The following is a 17,853-nucleotide window of genomic DNA, read 5'->3' as shown; positions in this document are numbered from 1 at the left end:
TCACAAAAGGTACATTCTCGATCTTGAAAAGCTTAATCAGCAAAACTTTAAGTGTGCCGTACAGGTACGAGAACCCCTATATTATGTGTAAAAAACTATGTATCTAAGCACAATTAATTACACATCTAAGCCACTACTCCGTCAGACTTCTGTGGTGGTGAGCAAACAGAGAACTGAAAACTCAAATCCGATCCCTAATAGCTTTATCCCGTCTCCCGTCTCCTGTCTCGACTAGGAAATTAATTTTGCACGACTACTTATGTAAACAACAGGCTTCGATCGTTGAGATAGCGATCGCCCTTGAGGTTCGGCGATTGCAGCTTGGGTAAACATTTAGGGACTTGCGCTTTGATAATAGAGTTCTTGCATAATTAATTCTTGAGAGTTCAAAAATGACAAAAATAGACATAAAACTGCATAAAATGCCTAAATGAAGCATTTAATCGATTAATGCTTATTCTTAATTCTCCCGACCACCGACTCCTAAACCCACCAACAAACTTTTTGCCGCAAACCCTAGCTTAACACCATAGTTCGGAAACCCGTACCGATCGAGCAGTTGTCAGGGGGCCTCGTATTTCGGTAAATTAGCACTCGGAAGGTAAGAGTGCTAATCTGGAAAAGACACTTACCCAAATACAAAAGAAACGGAGGATATTCCATGGCTGCAGTCAGCATCAACGTAACTACTGTTAAACCCCTAGGCGATCGAGTTTTCGTCAAAGTTAGTCCCAGCGAAGAAAAAACCGCCGGTGGTATTTTCCTTCCCGACGCCGCTAAAGAAAAACCCCAAATCGGGGAAGTCGTGGCCGTCGGCCCCGGCAAACGCAACGATGACGGTAGCCGTACCCCTGTAGAAGTAGGTGTGGGTGACAAAGTTCTCTACTCCAAATATGCCGGAACCGATATCAAACTTGGTGGCGAAGAATTCGTTCTCCTCTCCGAAAAAGACATTCTCGCCGCCGTTTCCTAATCATTTACCCTTGAAAACCCCTATTTTGCACGAATAACGATACATTATGGCTAAATCTATTATCTACAACGAAGATGCTCGTCGCGCCTTAGAAAAAGGCATGGATCTTCTGGCCGAAGCGGTAGCCGTCACCCTTGGTCCCAAAGGTCGTAACGTCGTCCTCGAAAAGAAATTTGGCGCACCCCAAATCGTCAATGATGGCATCACCATCGCTAAAGAAATCGAACTGGAAGACCATATCGAGAACACCGGTGTGGCTTTAATTCGCCAAGCCGCCTCAAAAACCAACGATGTAGCGGGTGATGGTACTACTACCGCCACCGTTCTCGCTCACGCTATCGTTAAAGAAGGTTTACGCAACGTCGCCGCCGGTGCTAACCCGATTTCTCTGAAAAAAGGGATCGATAAAGCTGCCGATTTCCTCGTCAGTCAAATCGCCAAACACGCGAAACCCGTAGAAGATTCCAAAGCGATCGCACAAGTGGGCGCTATCTCTGCCGGTAACGATGATGAAGTCGGTCAAATGATCGCCTCGGCCATGGATAAAGTCGGCAAAGAAGGCGTAATTTCCCTAGAAGAAGGGAAATCGATGACCACCGAACTAGAAATCACCGAAGGGATGCGTTTTGACAAAGGTTATATCTCTCCCTACTTTGTCACCGACACCGAGCGCATGGAATGCGTTTTTGAGGATCCCGCTATTCTGATTACCGACAAAAAAATCGGTTTAGTACAGGATTTGGTTCCTATTCTCGAACAAGTGGCCCGTCAAGGCAAACCCCTAGTAATTATCGCCGAAGACATCGAAAAAGAAGCTTTGGCAACCCTAGTGGTTAACCGTCTGCGCGGTGTTCTTAACGTCACTGCGGTGAAAGCTCCTGGATTTGGCGATCGCAGAAAAGCGATGTTAGAAGATATCGCCGTCTTAACCGGTGGTCAAGTAATCAGCGAAGATGCGGGTTTAAAACTGGAAACCACCAAAATTGACAGCTTAGGTACGGCCCGTCGTATCACCATGAACAAAGATACCACCACCATCGTCGCCGAAGGCAACGACGTGGCAGTGAAAACCCGTTGTGAGCAAATTCGCCGTCAAATCGAGGAAACTGATTCTTCCTACGATAAAGAAAAACTGCAAGAACGTCTGGCTAAATTAGCCGGGGGTGTGGCAGTGATTAAAGTCGGTGCCGCTACGGAAACGGAAATGAAAGACCGCAAATTGCGCCTAGAAGACGCAATTAACGCCACTAAAGCAGCCGTAGAAGAAGGTATCGTCCCCGGGGGTGGTACTACTTTAGCTCACTTGGCTCCCCAATTGGAAACCTGGGCCAAAGAAACCCTCCAGCATGAAGAATTAACCGGTGCTTTAATCGTTTCTCGCGCCATTGCTGCCCCCTTAAAACGGATCGCTGAAAATGCCGGCCAAAACGGTGCAGTTATTGCCGAACGGGTGAAAGAGAAGCCCTTTAATGTCGGTTATAATGCCGCTACCGGTGAGTTCTCCGATATGTTTGAGGCGGGTATCGTTGACCCCGCGAAAGTGACTCGTTCTGCCCTACAAAATGCCGCTTCTATCGCCGGTATGGTTTTAACTACCGAGTGTATTGTTGTGGATAAACCGGAAAAAGAAAAATCCGCTCCTCCCGCCGGCGGTGGTGACTTCGACTATTAATAATTAGGGTTTGCTGAAAAAGTACGGGCGAAGCATTCGGGCAATAACCTATCGGTGAAACCGTAGATTTTTTATCCGAATGCTTCGCCCCTACAGGACGCGGGCCGATGAAGACGCAAGGTTTTGAAGCACGATTCTCTCAAAATCTTGCACCTGTTTCGCGAGAAAAGCCACAAAACCCTTACCTTGCCTACATTTCACCTTTATTCAGCAAGCCCTAATTAGTCTGTTTTTTCTCGACTCGATCGCTTAATTGCGATCGAGTTTTTTTTGATAAAAAAACATCACTTCGGGTTAATACGGAGTGAAACCCAACCACCGAGGATCTATTACCCTTTCCCTAAAGGAATCGCACTTGGCACGACCAGAAACTGCCCGATGTTGCTTACCACTTTCTAGCCATTTTGTCAACACCCTATAGGATTAAATATCATACCAGACGATAAATGATAACTATAAATAATCAATGGTCGTACAGAAGAGACGGCTGCCATATAATTAAGGCAATCTTTCTGAACTTTTTTAGAGATCATGAAAACCTTACCTATGTCTTTGGTGTTAGCGGGAATTAGTAGTTCACTTGTACTAATGGGGGGGGGTAAACCCTGTCCGCGCGGCGGTTCTGATCGGGAATCTCCCACAAACGAATGATAATAATCAGACTCGGATTGACACCGGCATCTTAAAAGCGCTCGCCTTCACCCTGCCTGCGGGTAACAATTACAGCCTCGACAACGCCATCCTGCGACTCCAGAACTACGAGAGTGGAGAGGCTCCCCTCGTCCAGATCCGCAATGATGTCGGGGGTAGCGATCCGGGCAGTACCGTCCTCGCCACTTTCACCAATCCCACCCCTCAAGGATTGGGAACCTTTAACTACACCTTCACTCCCACTGGCCCCCTCACGTTTACCGCCGGTACTAAATACTGGTTATACGTTACCAGCACCAGTGGAAGTTTCAGCTGGCGCGCTTCTAATCCGGGTATAACCCCGACGGGCATCGCGACGCTATCGGGAAACCGGTTTAGTGAGAACAGTGGAGGGAGTTTCAGTAACAGTTCCGTTCTCAACAGTTTCCAGATCAACGCAACCGAGATAACCGGCCCAGTGGCCAGCACGCCCGAACCTAGTGCGATCGCGGCGTTGTCCCTGTTCGGATTGGGTTTACTGGGGGTTAAAGGTCGTCGGAACGAAGGATAGTAGGTTGATTCATGAATCAACCTACCCTAACCCCCCCGATGTCGGGGGGGGCAGGGGGGAAGCTTTTAAGCTGTAGGTTAGGTTGAACAGAGTGAAACCCAACCACCGAGGATTTATGTCGGGTTTCGTTGCCTCAACCCGACCTACGAATTTACTATACAAACGGGGAAACTTTTAAGGATTAGGGATCGATCGCACCAGTAAAGTCAGAATACTGGTTAATACTGCCACTACCACGGGAATAATCAACGATTTTGCTCCCTTAAGGTCCGATACATCCTGAATTAAAGCGTCCTGTGTTCCCTCTACTTTTTCCAATCGCCTATCAATACTTTTGAGTTCGGTTTTCACCTCGGCCATATCTACTTTTAGATCGGTGAAATCTTTCTGTAAAGAGTCTAATTTTTCCGTGATATTTGTCAGGATAATTTCTAGGGAATTGGTGACGGGGGATTGACTCATCTGAATTTCGGGGAATATTCGATCGCCTAGTGGTATTGTAGGCTGATAATCGTTATTGGTAATTCTGCGATCTTTCGGGAGTGACGGAATTACAGCGATCGCATTGATCAAATATCTTCTTCAGAAAGTCCCGCTTGTTTCAAAAAATGCTTGAGTAATCCGATTTTTAAATCCTGATTTCCGTGAATCGGCACAGAGATACGGGTGGGATTATCTGGCTGACAGTAAATGTGATGGCTACCTTGAATTCTCAATAATTCCCATCCGTGACGCTCTAAAATTTTGGCGAACTTTTTCCCAGAAATCGATTTCATATCGCTATCTCTAGAATCCGAGTTTTCGGATCGGTCGGCAAGGATTCCACATCTATGGATAGACAACCTTCGATCGCCTCGTGTAAATTCTCTAGTAGTTCCTCGAAAGTTTCTGCTTGGGTGGCACAGCCGGGGAGTGCCGGGACTTCCCCCCAGAAGCCACCTTCCTCCGCCTCGTGAACGATAACTTTCATTTTCATTGCTTATCTCCTAGATCGATCAATGGGAGGGATAGATAGATAAATTATCACCACCCCTAAAATCTAACATTTCTACGGGGTTGTGTAAATAATCAGTCTTCAATAACTGGATTTAGTCTAAATATTGTAGGCTGTTTTTGTAGGTGATGCAATCCTTACCAACTGACGACATTCTGTTTTAATGGCTTGTTGTAGTTCTTGTGCCTCTGAATCGCTTAAAATGCCTGAAAACTTGGCCAGAGGATGATTGTTGCCTGTTGCCTGAACTCGATGTAAAAAATCTAACACGGTTTCTATTAGATCATCAGGTGCTTGTTCGAGTTCTTGAATTAATTGTTGACGATGGTTCATAGACAGTCTTAACGAGTAATACAGTAAATGTGATGGCTACCTTGAATTTTCAATGAGGTTCTCAAATTTTGGCAAACCTTTTCCCAGAAATTGATTTTAATTGACTCATCTGAATTTTGGGGAACATTCGATCGCCTAGTACTATTGTAGGCTGATAATCGTTGCCGTTTCCTCTCTCTTATAACAAAGAAAAACCCACTGCCCCCGCCGTTGGTGGATATTTCGACTAATAATCAATAGATCAAAGCAAAAGTAACTGAATTTCCTGAGAAAGTGGCTAATACTAAATCGGGCTATTAAAAACTGATTATTTATTCTCCCTATTGCTTTTTGCCTCTTGCCTTTTGCCTAAAACCCATAACTTTTGTACCTCACTAGACTGAAAAACGCTATAGTATAAGCTCTTGTGCAAAAACAAAAGAGTTGAGTGTTTCCGCTCAACTCCTTGGTTATCTATGCTTGATTCTTTGACACTCCCATCGGTAAAACCGAGGGATTCTTGGGCTGAATCTTGCCTCTACTAGCAATGCTAATTTTGGTCTTACATTTTCATGTCTAGTCCGACTACACCTATAAGGCAAGCACTCTTGTGGACTACTCCCCAAGCTTAAATTCGGGTATGCCCTACCCTATTTGATTATTTTTATCTCCCACCTATGCCATATTTTTTGTTAGAGGGCAGTGAGGTATTGGGTCAACCTTTTTGAGTTGGTGACACTAGCCTTTTTACAACGGTCAGTTCGCGTGCCACGACTACACATCTGACTTTCCGCTTGCTTTCACTTTAGCACAAATTATCTTAAAACAGCAGAGTTTTAGTTGTGCTTCGCTGTTTCTATACTGGTCGGGGTTTCATCCCGTCGGTAAAACCGAGGGTCTTCACCCCGACATTTAAGATAAAGTGTTATTGTGACTGCCAAAAACCTGCGCTTTTAGTGCATCAATTTCGGCTAATAACTCGCGACGATTTTCATCTTTGAGCAGATAGCGCCAGACAAACCAACCAGTGTAAACGATCCCAACTAATTGTAGGATAGGAGCAAGGAGGGGAATATCATCGATCGCATCTAAAACCGCTAGGGTAACTTTCACGGTGACAAAACTCGCTAAAATTGCCCCCAGAACGATTAAAGGTTTTTTGTATCCAGAGAAGAAACTACCGATATAATCGGGGACATTAGCCAGATAGGACATTACCGAATCCCACACTGGTTCTACATATTCAGACCAAATCTGTTCGGTGCTGCTGCTGCTGGGTTTGCTCAGAGACCCGGGTAAATCTGTTCTAATCGGATTTTGTGTTTCGGTGGGTTGCATTGATTCCATATTAACTGATCCTCATCATAAAGGTTAGACAGTGCGCGAATACGACCAACGGGGGTCAATTTTAACAGACTGAATAGACTAACTCGCTGTTGCCCATATTATCGGATAATTGCGATAGTAGGCGGAAAGTTTCTCAACAACTATTAAGAATCAAGGATTTAGCTTCTCAATTTTATCGTTAGTCTGACCGCAATTCTCTATTCTAACAGCAGGTAGCGATCGGAGTTGAGGAATCGGGGGGATGTCAGTTATCAGTGAACAGTAATCAGTTATCAGTGAGGAAATAGGTAGTAAAAAGCCGGTGGGTTACGGCGAATACTCAATTTTTAGTGAGATTATAACTTATTTTTCGCCTAACCCACCCTACAGATGATTACCTATTCCTGGATAAGTTGCATGGGTGCGGTGCGAGGATCGATGATTTTCTGACCTAAACCCGAAAATTTGACCGCTAGACTCATTTTTTTGCCCGTACCGAGGATATGGGTCACTTCTCCTTCTCCAAAAGTAGAGTGTAACACTCGATCGCCTACCTGCCATTTTCTTTGATCAGAGACAGTTTTTTCCATAGGAACCACTTTTGGGGTCTTTTTCGGTTTCAGGTTGCTTGTGAGCAATTCTGGGGGCAATTCCTGCAAAAATTGGGAAGCTACCTTCATCTCTTTATTCCCCCAGACGTATCTTTCTTTTGCGTAGGTTAAAAATAATTGTTCCTTGGCCCGAGTCACCCCCACATAACACAAACGGCGTTCTTCCTCAAGGGCAATGGGATCGTTTAAACTACGATTATGGGGAAAAATGCCCTGTTCTAAACCGACTAAAAAGACGACAGGAAACTCTAAACCTTTGGCCGAATGAAGGGTCATTAACGAGACTTTTTCTTGACCTTCCTGAAGATTATCTAAATCCGAGGCTAAACTAGCACTAGCGAGAAATTCCTGGAGATTGGTTTCTTCGTTTTCCTCTTGGAATTGTACCACAGCGCTATACAATTCTTGAATATTCTCGATCCGGGTATCAGCTTCCTCGGTTCCCTGCTGTTTTAATTCATCAATATATCCCGAATCTTCCATGATTTTATCTAGGATTTCACTAGCAGATAAATCGGTGATTTTTTCTTGCAGGTTTTGGATAATTTTAGCTAATTTATTGATGCTTTTAGTCCCACGACCGGCGAGAGTATTAACGGAAGTTTCATCGCTGATAATTTCCCATAAAGGTACTCCTAATTCTTGGGCAGCTTTGAGCAAATTATCGATTGTGGTTTTACCGATACCGCGTCGGGGAGTGTTAATAATTCTCAGTAAACTAACGGTATCAGCAGGATTGGCAATCACTCGTAAATAAGCGATCGCATCTTTAATCTCCTGTCGATCATAAAATTTAAATCCCCCGACAATATTATAGGGAATATTATTGCGAATTAACCCATCTTCAAAGGGACGAGATTGGGCATTAATTCGGTAGAGAATGGCAAAACTACCCCAATTTAATTCGGGATTTTCTTGGGTAAATTCTCGAATTTTATCGATAACAAAAGCCGCTTCTTCCTGTTCATCCCTGGCTTTAAAAACATAGATAATCTCGCCCCCTTCTCTAGTGGGAACAAGGACTTTATCGATTCTTTGACTATTCTTTTCAATTAATTTATTAGCCGCTTGTAGAATATTCTCCCGTGAACGATAGTTTTCCTGTAATTTCACCATCGTGCGAGTATCATCATCGGGTAAACCATCGCCAAAGTCCGCTTGAAAATTGAGCAGAATAGTAAAATCCGCCATCCGAAAACTATAGATAGATTGGTCGGCATCACCCACCACAAAAATTGATCGATCCGTCCAATTCCACTCACTTTTTTTCGTTTCACCATTGGTGGACAAAAGCCTAATTAACTCGTACTGAATCCGGTTAGTATCCTGGTATTCATCGACTAAAATATGCTTAAATTGCGTGTGCCAATAACCGAGAATAGATTCATTTTGCTGAAAAAGACGAACTGGAACCAGTATCAAATCATCAAAATCTAGGGCGTTATTTTGTGCCAATTGCATCTGATAAGCCTGATAAACCTCAGAAATGACCTTTCCCCGAAAATGAGGGTTTTCTCTGGCGTAATCTGTGGGTGTTAAACCTAAATTTTTGGCATTACTAATCGCATAACGTAGATTGCGAGCGTCAAATTTTTTATCGTCTAAATTCATTTGTTTAGTGACGATATTTTTTACCAAACTTTGGGCATCAGATTCGTCCATAATTGAGAAATTCCTTTGCCAACTATGACCATATTCATCCTGATATTTATTAATGTCATAGCGCAAAATTCGACCGCAAAGACTGTGAAAAGTTCCAATCCAGAGTTTTTTAGTATAATTCCGATAAACTTGAGAAAAGAGTTTTTTCTGTTCGTATTCTTCCAAAAGTTCTAATCTTTGACCGTATTTTTCCTGTGCTTTTTGTTGAGCAAAAGTTTTTTCAATTCTCGTTTTCATTTCCCGGGCCGCCTTATTGGTAAAAGTGACCGCGAGAATATTTTCCGGATCGACCCCGTGATGACGGATCAAATGGGCGATACGATAGGTTAAAGTGCTAGTTTTTCCCGATCCTGCTCCAGCAACCACCAACAAGGGGCCGCAAAAATGCTCCACAGCAATGCGCTGAGAAGGATTGAGTTGTTCTAAATAATCGGCTGTGACTGTCATAATCTTGGCATATAGCTCTGCGACCTCTATTACTCAGGCTACATCATCGAGACAGGTATCGCTCATTAGTCAACCCCTTCGAGAGATAAAAATTTTTTGGGCCAGTTTGTTTCAAGTCGTTCAAGATTCTAAGTTGTCCTCTACAATGGAATTAGCGGAGACGAAAGTTTCCGTTCACTCCTCACACCACACTCCGTCCGGACAATGTTCGGGCGGTTTCTTATTGAAAATACTTGATCTCTACAAATTCCCTGTTACACTGTATTATCAAAGATTTCTTGGAATCTTTTTGCGTTCAAATGTACTACCATGTGAGGGACATCACTTGTCTAAACGTTATTTGTTCACCTCCGAATCGGTTACAGAGGGACATCCCGATAAAATTTGTGACCAGATTTCTGATACCATTCTCGATGCTCTGTTATCCCAAGATGACCACAGCCGTGTAGCGGCTGAAGTGGTTGTCAATACAGGGTTAGTCTTGATTACTGGTGAAATCACCTCGAAAGCACAGGTTCATTTCGTCGATTTAGTTCGCAAGAAAATCGCTGAAATTGGCTATATCAACGCCGATAACGGATTTTCCTCGAATAGTTGCACCGTTTTAGTCGCTCTAGACGAACAATCTCCCGATATTTCCCAGGGGGTCACGGCTGCTCAGGAAAATCGCGAACTTCTCAGCAATGATGAACTCGATAAAATTGGTGCGGGAGACCAGGGTATTGTCTTCGGTTTCGCTTGCAATGAAACCCCCGAATTTATGCCCTTACCGATTAGTTTAGCCCACCGCATCGCTCGCCGTCTAGCGGCAGTCAGAAAAACCGGTGAACTGTCCTATCTGCGTCCCGACGGTAAAACGCAAGTATCGGTCATTTATGAAAATGGTCGTCCCGTGGGTATCGATACTATCCTTGTTTCTACCCAACACGATGCTACTATCGGCGATATCACTGATAATGATCTCGTCCAACAAAAGATTAAAAGTGATCTCTGGAAAGCGGTAGTAGAGCCAGTTTTCAGCGATTTAGAGATTAAACCCGATGCCAACACCCGTTATCTGGTTAATCCCACCGGAAAATTCGTCATTGGTGGACCCCAAGGCGACGCGGGATTAACGGGACGGAAAATTATCGTCGATACCTACGGTGGCTATTCTCGTCACGGTGGCGGCGCTTTCTCCGGTAAGGATCCTACCAAAGTCGATCGCTCTGCGGCCTATGCTTGCCGTTATGTGGCCAAAAATATCGTCGCTGCTGGTTTGGCCGATAAGTGCGAGATTCAAGTGGGTTATGCGATTGGGGTAGCTCGTCCGGTGAGTCTCTTCGTGGAAACCTTTGGCACTGGCAAAGTCGCTGATGATGTGATTCTGGACTTAATCAATAAATACTTTGAACTCCGTCCGGCCGGTATTATCCAAACCTTTAACCTGCGCGGTTTACCCAGTGAAAGAGGCGAGCGTTTTTACCAAGATGTGGCCGCTTATGGTCATTTTGGTCGCAATGATCTCGATTTACCCTGGGAAAAGACCGATAAAGCCGCTATCCTCAAAGAAGCTTTGACTTCTGTGGTAGTATAGGGTTAGAAATTAACTGCAATTTTTGATTGAGGAGTAGAGTTTAAGGCTCTATTCCTTTTTTATACTAAATTCGTTGAGTATAGGCTACTTATGAGAAGAGGCAAAAGCGGGAATAAATAATCAGATTTTCTAACCTGAAGATTAATCTTCAGTTTGCTAGGCTAAAATCTGAAAGAATAACCAATTTTTAGCTTTAATTGACTTTGATCATGGCTATTAGTGGCAATATCTCCCTCGATACCGAAATCGATCACACCTTGACGATTAATTTGCTGACGAATTCCCATTCCAGTGCGAATTAAAACTCCACCATTACTATTATCGCTGGTAATTACGCCCAATTCTGCTAGAAAAGTTTGATCGAAGCGTTTCGGATAACCAATCGGTCGCGAATAACCGAGAATTGCAGCGGGTAAAAAAGATCGATCGCCATTATCGGGGTCAGTTTTTATGTTTAAATCGAGATTAAGATGCAAGCGATCGAATTGACCGAGAGTTTTACTGGCAATTCCCCGCAGACGAAAATCTAATCCACTAGCATTATTTCCCGTCGGTAATCCCACATCGGTACGAATAGCAAAAGCAGGAACATTATCGTATTCGCGATTGAAATTATAGAAAAAACCTACGGATAAATTCCCCACATCAAAATCCGTGTCATCACTATTAACTCGTCCTCCCACTTGTGGATCAATACCGATAATAATATGACCATTACGAATAATACCATTGAGGTATTCAAGATCAAATTCACCACCGACATTGCTGTTTTCAGGAAAGACTAACCCAGTACCAAATTCTATCGATTGTTCCCCAAAACCCATACTTTCAGCATCATCAAAAGAAAGGGGACGACCAGAATCCAGATTATTATGATCGTTGGCAAAAACTGGATTAGTAAAACTGGCAACTAAACCCACGGCAATCAATAAAAATCTTCTCATTTTGTCGGTTCCTCTTGAGCATTGCTGTGGTCAGGTTTTTTCTCCGTATTAGGAGGGTTTTCTGGGGAGTGATTTTCGTGGTTATGGTGTTGGTGATCTCCTCCCTCATCTACTTGAGAATCATCAGGTTTTTTCTCAGAATTATCAGGATTTTCGTGATTATGACCTTCGTGAGAAATATCTGCTGGCATTAATCCCATACCCGGAATTCCTGACTCAAAACGATGATCATGTAGTCCTTCACCACCATAATTTTTTCCTGCTTCCATTTCCCGATGATTAGCAGCCATTACTAACCAAATAGCGCGGGTAATTTGTTCGTCTTTTTGTTGGGGAGTTAGCCAATCTGATGCCAGAATATCATTAACCATATCGTGTAACATATGCAGGTTATCGAAGGTGTTAGATATTGCGGGAAAACGTCGGGCAAACTTGGGACTAAGTTCGGCAAACATGGGCATAAAAGCTCGATCAGTGCGATACAATTCCTGACTATGGTATTGTTTACCCACCTGTTTATAAGCCTGTTTTTGTTCCTCTAAAGTTTTCTCATAAAGCAAGTCATACATGGTTCCTTGTAGCCAATGGTAGCCCCAAAATAAGCCATTAACTTTCGGATATTTCTGGCGAAAAGCTTTAGAATAGGGTTGGGAATCCAGATAACCCATATTCATCGGTAATCCAGTAATAGCATAGGGAACTTTTGTCAAGTAAAATTGATATAATTTTTCAATTTCTGCTTCTTTTTCCTCGTTGGTTAATTTGCTGCTGGCTAAAACATCAACGGTTTGAGCATGGAAAATATGCGCCCACTCGAAAACCTGTTCTAAAACACCGTATTTTCTGCCAAAAGTTGGGGAAATATTACCCTCGTCGGGCATAAATTTAGGCGGATTTTTTAAAACCCAATTAATTTTTTGGTATGTCTTAGTTTCTAAATCTTTCGCTTTTCCCGTTACGATATCTTCGTAAGCAAAGGCATGACCAACAGCGATCGCATTTAAGTCTAAAGCTAAATCTCTGACATTATAAATTGCATTATTATAAACCCCTCTTTGGGGATAAATATGATTACGTTGCTTGTTATACATCCAAGCTGGTATATTGTCAGAAATTGCTTGTAAATTCTGAGTTTGAGGTGAATCAAGATGTAAATGTTGAGCAATGACAGGAGTAGAAATCAGTGCTACAGTTACCAATAAAATTAACTTTTTCATGATAGTTAAACCTTGAGATTAGGGCAAATAAATTGATCGTCTTTTGCTGGTGTATCCGTCCATCCTTGCAGGGTTTCGGTTAATTGTTGACGCAATAAAAGCAATTGTTCCACTTGTTTATCGATCTCAGCAATATGTTTAATTAATTTTTCCTGAATATCTCCACAGGGTAACTCGCCCTGGTCATGAATTACTAAACATTCGCGGATCTCTTGCAGACTTAAACCCAAGGATTGCAATCTCTTGACAAATAGCAAGCGATGGACAGTATCGGAAGTAAATAGGCGAAATTGTCCCTCTGTCCTCTCAGGGGACTGAATTAGTCCTAATTCCTCGTAATAACGGATTGTTTTAACCGAAACACCACTTTCTAGGGAAAGTTGACCGATTTTGAGCATTATTTTTGCTCCTTAATCCTATCGTTTCTCCATGATAAAATCTCCCCTTGACTGGAGAATCAAGGGGGGGGAGAAGAAATATTTTTTTAACTGACTTTACACTCAACTCCAAAACCGACCAAGAGAACTTTTTCCAAGGGTTCCCCCTCCTGGGGACATTGATAGTTAATAATTTTGCGAATTCGCAGGTCTGGATTGATTAAAGTAATTGAATCCACGGAAACACTGCGAGTATAATTGGTGGTCATTAATAACTCTCTGGTGGTGGAATCAAAGCGAAAAGCGGAGATAATTGGTCTTGCTTCTTCGTAGGCGCGATCACGAAGATAATCCCCTTCTAAATAACCATTATTTTCTGCTTTAACCACAAATAAAAGATTAAGATTTTGTCGTACTTCTTCCCCTTTTTCCGAGATGGTATAGAAACCTAAATTAAACCCGGGGATAGTTTCTAAATCAGCAATATCAGCATAGTGATTATCTGTCAGAACTTTCTGTTTAATCTCCCTGGTGAGGGGTTGGATGAGAAATTCAGTGCGGGAACGTTCCACTTCTTGAGCAGCTAGATAATGATAGGTTCTTTCAGTTTGCCAACTACCGACACAATAGGCAAAAAATTGCTGAAAAACTTCGGTATTCATAGATTTAATTCTCCTCTTGTCAGTATCTTAATTTTAAGTTATTTTATCACTAATTTGTTCCCTATTTTCAAAACCATAACAATCTCGAACCAGATAAAGTGGCCTACCCTTTACTTCCTCATAAACCCTGCCAATATATTCGCCAATAATACCAAGGGTGAGTAATTGAATTCCTCCTAAAAATAAGACAGCAACCATCAGAGAAGCGTATCCGGGTACATCGATTCCGAAGATAATAGTTCTGAGGATTAAAAAACTAGCATAAACAAGACTAACAAGTGCAATGATCAATCCTACATAAGTCCAGACTTTCAGAGGTAAAAAACTAAAAGAAGTAATACCATCAATGGCAAAATTCCATAATTTCCAGTAATTCCATTTAGTTTGTCCTTGATACCGGGGTTCTCGATCAAATAAAATTGATGTCTGTTTATATCCCACCCAAGCAAATATTCCTTTCATAAATCTTTGACGTTCGGGCATCTTTTTAATTGATTCTACCACTCGGCGATCAATTAAACGGAAATCTCCAGTATTAGGAGGAATAGAAACCCGACTTAATTTATTTATGACTTGATAGAAACCTTCTGCGGTGAAACGTTTCAACCAACTTTCGCCAATTCTAACCCGACGGGACGCATAAACCACATCATAACCCTCGTGCCATTTTTCGATCATTTCGGCAATTAATTCTGGCGGATCTTGTAAATCAGCATCAATAGGAATAACTGCCATTCCTTGACTATAATCAATTCCTGCTGACATGGCGGTATCTTTACCAAAATTACGCGATAAATTAACCACTTTAATTTGTGGGTAAAGTTGATGATATTCCACGAGATTTTTGAGAGTATTGTCACGACTACCATCATTAACGCAAATGACCTCATAACTGGTATTTAGTGCCTCTAAAACCGCTAAAAGTCGCCGAAAGAGAGCGTCGATATTTTCTTGTTCGTTATACAGAGGGACAACAACAGATATTCTCACTGGTATTTGATTTGATAGCATATTAATTGACAAAAAACTAGAGAAATTACCTAACAAATGTCAGCAGTCAAAACTTGTTCGTACTTACCTGCTGCTTGCTGCCAAGTATAGTTATATTCGATTAATTTGCGAGCATTTCTAGATAATTTTTCTCGCAACTCTGCCGATTTAAAAAGACTGCTAATCGCCGTACAATATTGCTCAATACTATTAGCCATTAAGGCTGCTAAAGGAACATTATTTACTGCCACTGTTAATCCTTCTAAACCTCGATCGCTGGCTACCACTGGCACCCCAGAAGCCATGAACTCTAGGGTTTTGAAATTCATTCCAAAACCTGTTCTTAGGGGAATAACCACCACAGTTGCCTGATAAAGATAGGTGGTCATTAATGGTACTTGTCTCGTTACAATTACTCCTTTTAACTTAGTTAATTCTTGCACTTCTAGGGATGGATTACCACCGACTAGAGTTAAAGTAGTATCGGGGTAAGTAATTTGTCCTTGGGGACGAATATAAATTTCATTAACACTATGTTCACTGGTAATTACTGAGAATTTTTGACTCTTAACTGCCCTATCTATCCAGTTTTGCATCTCTTGTTGCAGCAATTGAGCTAATCTTTGGAGTTTAGCAATTATTCCAGTTTTGGCATATCGAGGACGGGTAAAAACTACCAATTCACTAACAAATTTACCTAACTTATCTACCTCCTCATCCCTAACATCAGCATTAGACTGAACGATGACAGTAATATCATGATTTTTGCTGAGATACTTGAGTAAATTAAAAGTTCTGCCCTGAGTTCCTCCTTTGCTAGGTGGATAGAGAAAGGTGGAACTAATCATTAAGATATTCATAGCTATTTCTCTAAACGATTTTCTACCATCATGCGGACAATATCGGTCATTTTGTATCGTGCTTGCCAACCTAATTTCTCCTTAGCTTTGCGGGGATTACCGCGACTAATGGCTAAATCTGTTGGTCTTAATAAACTTCGATCGGAAATTACATGATCTTGCCAATTTAAACCAACAGTAGCAAAAGCTGTGGCGACAAAATCCTCCAGTTTTGAACTTTCTCCCGTGGCAATGACGTAATCATCGGGTTGCTCCTGTTGCAGCATTAAATACATCGCTTCAACGTACTCTGGCGCCCAACCCCAATCCCTTTGAATATCCATATTTCCTAAGTGTAAAGTCTCGGTACTTCCCCAAGCAATTCTAGCCACGGCAGCGATAATTTTTTGGGTAACAAAGCGCTCGGGACGCAGGGGAGATTCATGATTAAAAAGTATGCCTGAACAGGCAAAAATTCCGTAGGCTTCTCGATAATTAGCCACTTCCCAAAAAGCCGCCGATTTGGCCACAGCGTAGGGACTGCGAGGACGAAAAGGGGTATTTTCGTCGGCAGAATTATCGCCGATATCCCCGAAACATTCACTCGATCCGGCATTATATAATTTAATTTTTGCTCTGGTAAATCGAATTGCTTCTAAGAGATTTAAGGTTCCAGTGGCAATACTTTCTAAGGTTTCCACTGGCTGCTCAAAAGATAAACCCACAGAACTTTGTCCAGCCAAATTATAGACCTCATCCGGCTGAATTTTAATTAACACCTGTAGGACACTGCGAAAGTCATTCAGTGACATTGATTCTAGTTTTACCTGTTCCTTGATTCCCAAACGTTTCAGGTTACTAAAAGAGGACATCTGAGCATCCCGGGAGGTGCCAGAAACCGTATAGCCTGCTTTTAACAGTAATTCGGCTAGGTAGGCTCCATCCTGCCCTGATATACCACAAATTAAGGCTTTTTTACCCATTTATTTACAATAATTTACTTTTGAGGGGTTAACATGGCCTTGGTGGCTTCGCTTAAATAACCGATTTGTCCATAGGCATAGAGCAGATTATCAAAGCTTTTAGCAGGATCATTGATAAATTTGACAGATTTAACCAATCCTCTCACCAAACGCTCACCTCCTCGCCCAAATTGAGCCAATCCCGTCCTTCCTGCCACTTCTTCCCGGTAGTGTTCGCTGATGCCTTGCCACCAACTGCGACTCATAAACCATTGACGATTGATTCTTTCTGGGGCCACATTGTGTTCCACCAATGCTGCGGGAAAATAGCCCACTTGCCATCCCTGGGCCAGTGCCAGTTCTGTAGTGTATAATTCTTCGTTAGAGAGAAGTTTTTTGCCAATTCTTCCCAAATTAGGGTCAAAACCGCCAATCTTACCCAAGAAATCTCGCCGAATTGAGTAATTAACCCCTCGCGGAGTTAAATTCGCTTGGCTGATATATACCACATTGTCGCCCAAATCGAAAGCCCCTAAACCCCCTGCTAACTGATCGGATAACCAATTGGGTTGACTGTAGCCTTGCGGCCAAATAAGAGTGACTTTTCCCCCTGCTACTGCCAGTTTTTCGTTATTTTCGTAGGCATTTAACAGAATTTGCAACCATTGAGGACTAGCGATCGCATCGTCATCCAAATAAGCTAAAATCGGCGCTCTAGTTTCCTTCGCTCCGCGATTTCTGGCGGTAGATAGCCCTAAAATAGGTTCGTAAACATATTTTAGCCGCCCATCTCCCAGACGCGACTCGGCCACTTGACGGGTTTTATCGGTAGATGCGTTATCAACCACTAAAATCTCACAATCTGGGCAGGTTTGCGCCAAAAGACTATCGATCGCTCCTTCTAGGTAGTGATCGCGGTTGTGGGTACAGATAATCCCTGCTATTTTAGGAGCCATGGCTATCAAGGTTACTCATTCAATACCCTAAAACTTAACATTCCTTTGCAAAAATGTAAAAATGCTTGAGGAGACTCCGAGACTCCGAGATTGCTTTTTACTTATAGAGTTTCTCGTCAATTTGTGACCAAC

Annotated in this window: 18 protein-coding genes and 1 pseudogene; 5 read left to right on the top strand and 14 right to left on the bottom strand. The window is 42.5% G+C overall.

What is annotated here, in order from left to right; all coding sequences use genetic code 11:
• Nucleotides 1-661 precede the first annotated feature (661 nt).
• From groES to ACQY1X_RS03650, 4 genes and pseudogenes are all read left to right on the top strand, one after another.
• Nucleotides 662-973 (top strand): co-chaperone GroES, encoded by a 312-nt coding sequence (gene groES, locus ACQY1X_RS03665; protein ID WP_002737272.1) that lies wholly within the window; start codon nt 662-664, stop codon nt 971-973.
• Nucleotides 974-1,019: 46 nt separating this feature from the next.
• Nucleotides 1,020-2,645: a chaperonin GroEL gene (groL, locus tag ACQY1X_RS03660; RefSeq protein ID WP_002755764.1), complete on the top strand. Its 1,626-nt coding sequence runs from the start codon at nt 1,020-1,022 to the stop codon at nt 2,643-2,645.
• A 622-nt stretch (nt 2,646-3,267) separates the two neighbouring features.
• Nucleotides 3,268-3,726: pseudogene (locus tag ACQY1X_RS03655) on the top strand (choice-of-anchor R domain-containing protein); the annotation flags it as partial.
• Nucleotides 3,727-3,753: 27 nt separating this feature from the next.
• Entirely contained in the window at nt 3,754-3,846 is a 93-nt protein-coding gene (locus tag ACQY1X_RS03650) for a PEP-CTERM sorting domain-containing protein (RefSeq protein ID WP_157404800.1), read from the top strand.
• Between the two features lie 174 nt (nt 3,847-4,020).
• On the opposite strand, the gene ACQY1X_RS03645 is transcribed toward ACQY1X_RS03650, so the two are convergent.
• The 6 genes from ACQY1X_RS03645 to pcrA form a co-directional block, all read right to left on the bottom strand.
• Entirely contained in the window at nt 4,021-4,308 is a 288-nt protein-coding gene (locus ACQY1X_RS03645; protein ID WP_430014000.1) for a shikimate dehydrogenase, read from the bottom strand.
• A gap of 107 nt (nt 4,309-4,415) precedes the next feature.
• Nucleotides 4,416-4,622 carry a type II toxin-antitoxin system HicA family toxin gene (locus tag ACQY1X_RS03640; RefSeq protein ID WP_002737289.1) on the bottom strand — a complete coding sequence of 69 codons (207 nt, stop codon included), beginning with the start codon at nt 4,620-4,622 and terminating at the stop codon, nt 4,416-4,418.
• Nucleotides 4,619-4,822 (bottom strand): type II toxin-antitoxin system HicB family antitoxin, encoded by a 204-nt coding sequence (locus ACQY1X_RS03635; protein ID WP_002737783.1) that lies wholly within the window; start codon nt 4,820-4,822, stop codon nt 4,619-4,621. The genes ACQY1X_RS03640 and ACQY1X_RS03635 overlap by 4 nt, the downstream gene beginning before the upstream one ends.
• A 117-nt stretch (nt 4,823-4,939) precedes the next feature.
• Nucleotides 4,940-5,173 (bottom strand): hypothetical protein, encoded by a 234-nt coding sequence (locus tag ACQY1X_RS03630; protein WP_002737131.1) that lies wholly within the window; start codon nt 5,171-5,173, stop codon nt 4,940-4,942.
• An 891-nt stretch (nt 5,174-6,064) separates the two neighbouring features.
• A complete protein-coding gene (locus ACQY1X_RS03625; RefSeq protein WP_024969366.1) occupies nt 6,065-6,499 on the bottom strand; it encodes a CAAD domain-containing protein in 435 nt (144 codons plus the stop codon).
• A gap of 377 nt (nt 6,500-6,876) precedes the next feature.
• Nucleotides 6,877-9,198: a DNA helicase PcrA gene (gene pcrA, locus ACQY1X_RS03620; RefSeq protein WP_430013999.1), complete on the bottom strand. Its 2,322-nt coding sequence runs from the start codon at nt 9,196-9,198 to the stop codon at nt 6,877-6,879.
• Nucleotides 9,199-9,523: 325 nt separating this feature from the next.
• On the opposite strand from pcrA, the gene metK reads away from it, so the two are divergent.
• Nucleotides 9,524-10,774 (top strand): methionine adenosyltransferase, encoded by a 1,251-nt coding sequence (gene metK / locus ACQY1X_RS03615; protein ID WP_002736829.1) that lies wholly within the window; start codon nt 9,524-9,526, stop codon nt 10,772-10,774.
• Nucleotides 10,775-10,935: 161 nt separating this feature from the next.
• On the opposite strand, the gene ACQY1X_RS03610 is transcribed toward metK, so the two are convergent.
• The 8 genes from ACQY1X_RS03610 to ACQY1X_RS03575 form a co-directional block, all read right to left on the bottom strand.
• Nucleotides 10,936-11,718, bottom strand: a complete 783-nt coding sequence (locus ACQY1X_RS03610; protein ID WP_002738026.1) for a hypothetical protein — start codon at nt 11,716-11,718, stop codon at nt 10,936-10,938.
• On the bottom strand, nt 11,715-12,935 hold the full coding sequence (locus ACQY1X_RS03605; protein WP_004160032.1) for a hypothetical protein: 1,221 nt from the start codon (nt 12,933-12,935) through the stop codon (nt 11,715-11,717). Before ACQY1X_RS03605 ends, ACQY1X_RS03610 begins: the two co-directional genes overlap by 4 nt.
• Nucleotides 12,936-12,940: 5 nt before the next feature.
• Nucleotides 12,941-13,333: a heavy metal-responsive transcriptional regulator gene (locus ACQY1X_RS03600; RefSeq protein WP_430013998.1), complete on the bottom strand. Its 393-nt coding sequence runs from the start codon at nt 13,331-13,333 to the stop codon at nt 12,941-12,943.
• Nucleotides 13,334-13,419: 86 nt separating this feature from the next.
• The gene (locus tag ACQY1X_RS03595) at nt 13,420-13,974 is read right to left on the bottom strand and encodes a phycobiliprotein lyase (protein ID WP_430013997.1); all 555 of its coding nucleotides are present in this window, start codon (nt 13,972-13,974) and stop codon (nt 13,420-13,422) included.
• Nucleotides 13,975-14,007: 33 nt separating this feature from the next.
• Complete coding sequence (locus ACQY1X_RS03590) at nt 14,008-14,985, bottom strand: glycosyltransferase family 2 protein (RefSeq protein WP_430013996.1); 978 nt, start codon at nt 14,983-14,985, stop codon at nt 14,008-14,010.
• A 29-nt stretch (nt 14,986-15,014) separates the two neighbouring features.
• The gene (locus ACQY1X_RS03585; RefSeq protein WP_430013995.1) at nt 15,015-15,824 is read right to left on the bottom strand and encodes a glycosyltransferase family 4 protein; all 810 of its coding nucleotides are present in this window, start codon (nt 15,822-15,824) and stop codon (nt 15,015-15,017) included.
• Between the two features lie 2 nt (nt 15,825-15,826).
• Entirely contained in the window at nt 15,827-16,786 is a 960-nt protein-coding gene (locus tag ACQY1X_RS03580) for a GDP-mannose 4,6-dehydratase (protein ID WP_430013994.1), read from the bottom strand.
• A gap of 14 nt (nt 16,787-16,800) precedes the next feature.
• Nucleotides 16,801-17,721, bottom strand: coding sequence for a glycosyltransferase family 2 protein (locus ACQY1X_RS03575; protein WP_002735442.1), 921 nt, complete (start codon nt 17,719-17,721; stop codon nt 16,801-16,803).
• Nucleotides 17,722-17,853: the final 132 nt, after the last annotated feature.

It is taken from the genome of Microcystis protocystis FBCC-A270 (assembly GCF_050500235.1).
GTDB classification, from domain to species: Bacteria; Cyanobacteriota; Cyanobacteriia; order Cyanobacteriales; family Microcystaceae; genus Microcystis; species Microcystis ichthyoblabe_A.
Note: the sequence above shows the minus strand (reverse complement) of the source record. Positions and strands in the feature narration are given on the sequence as shown.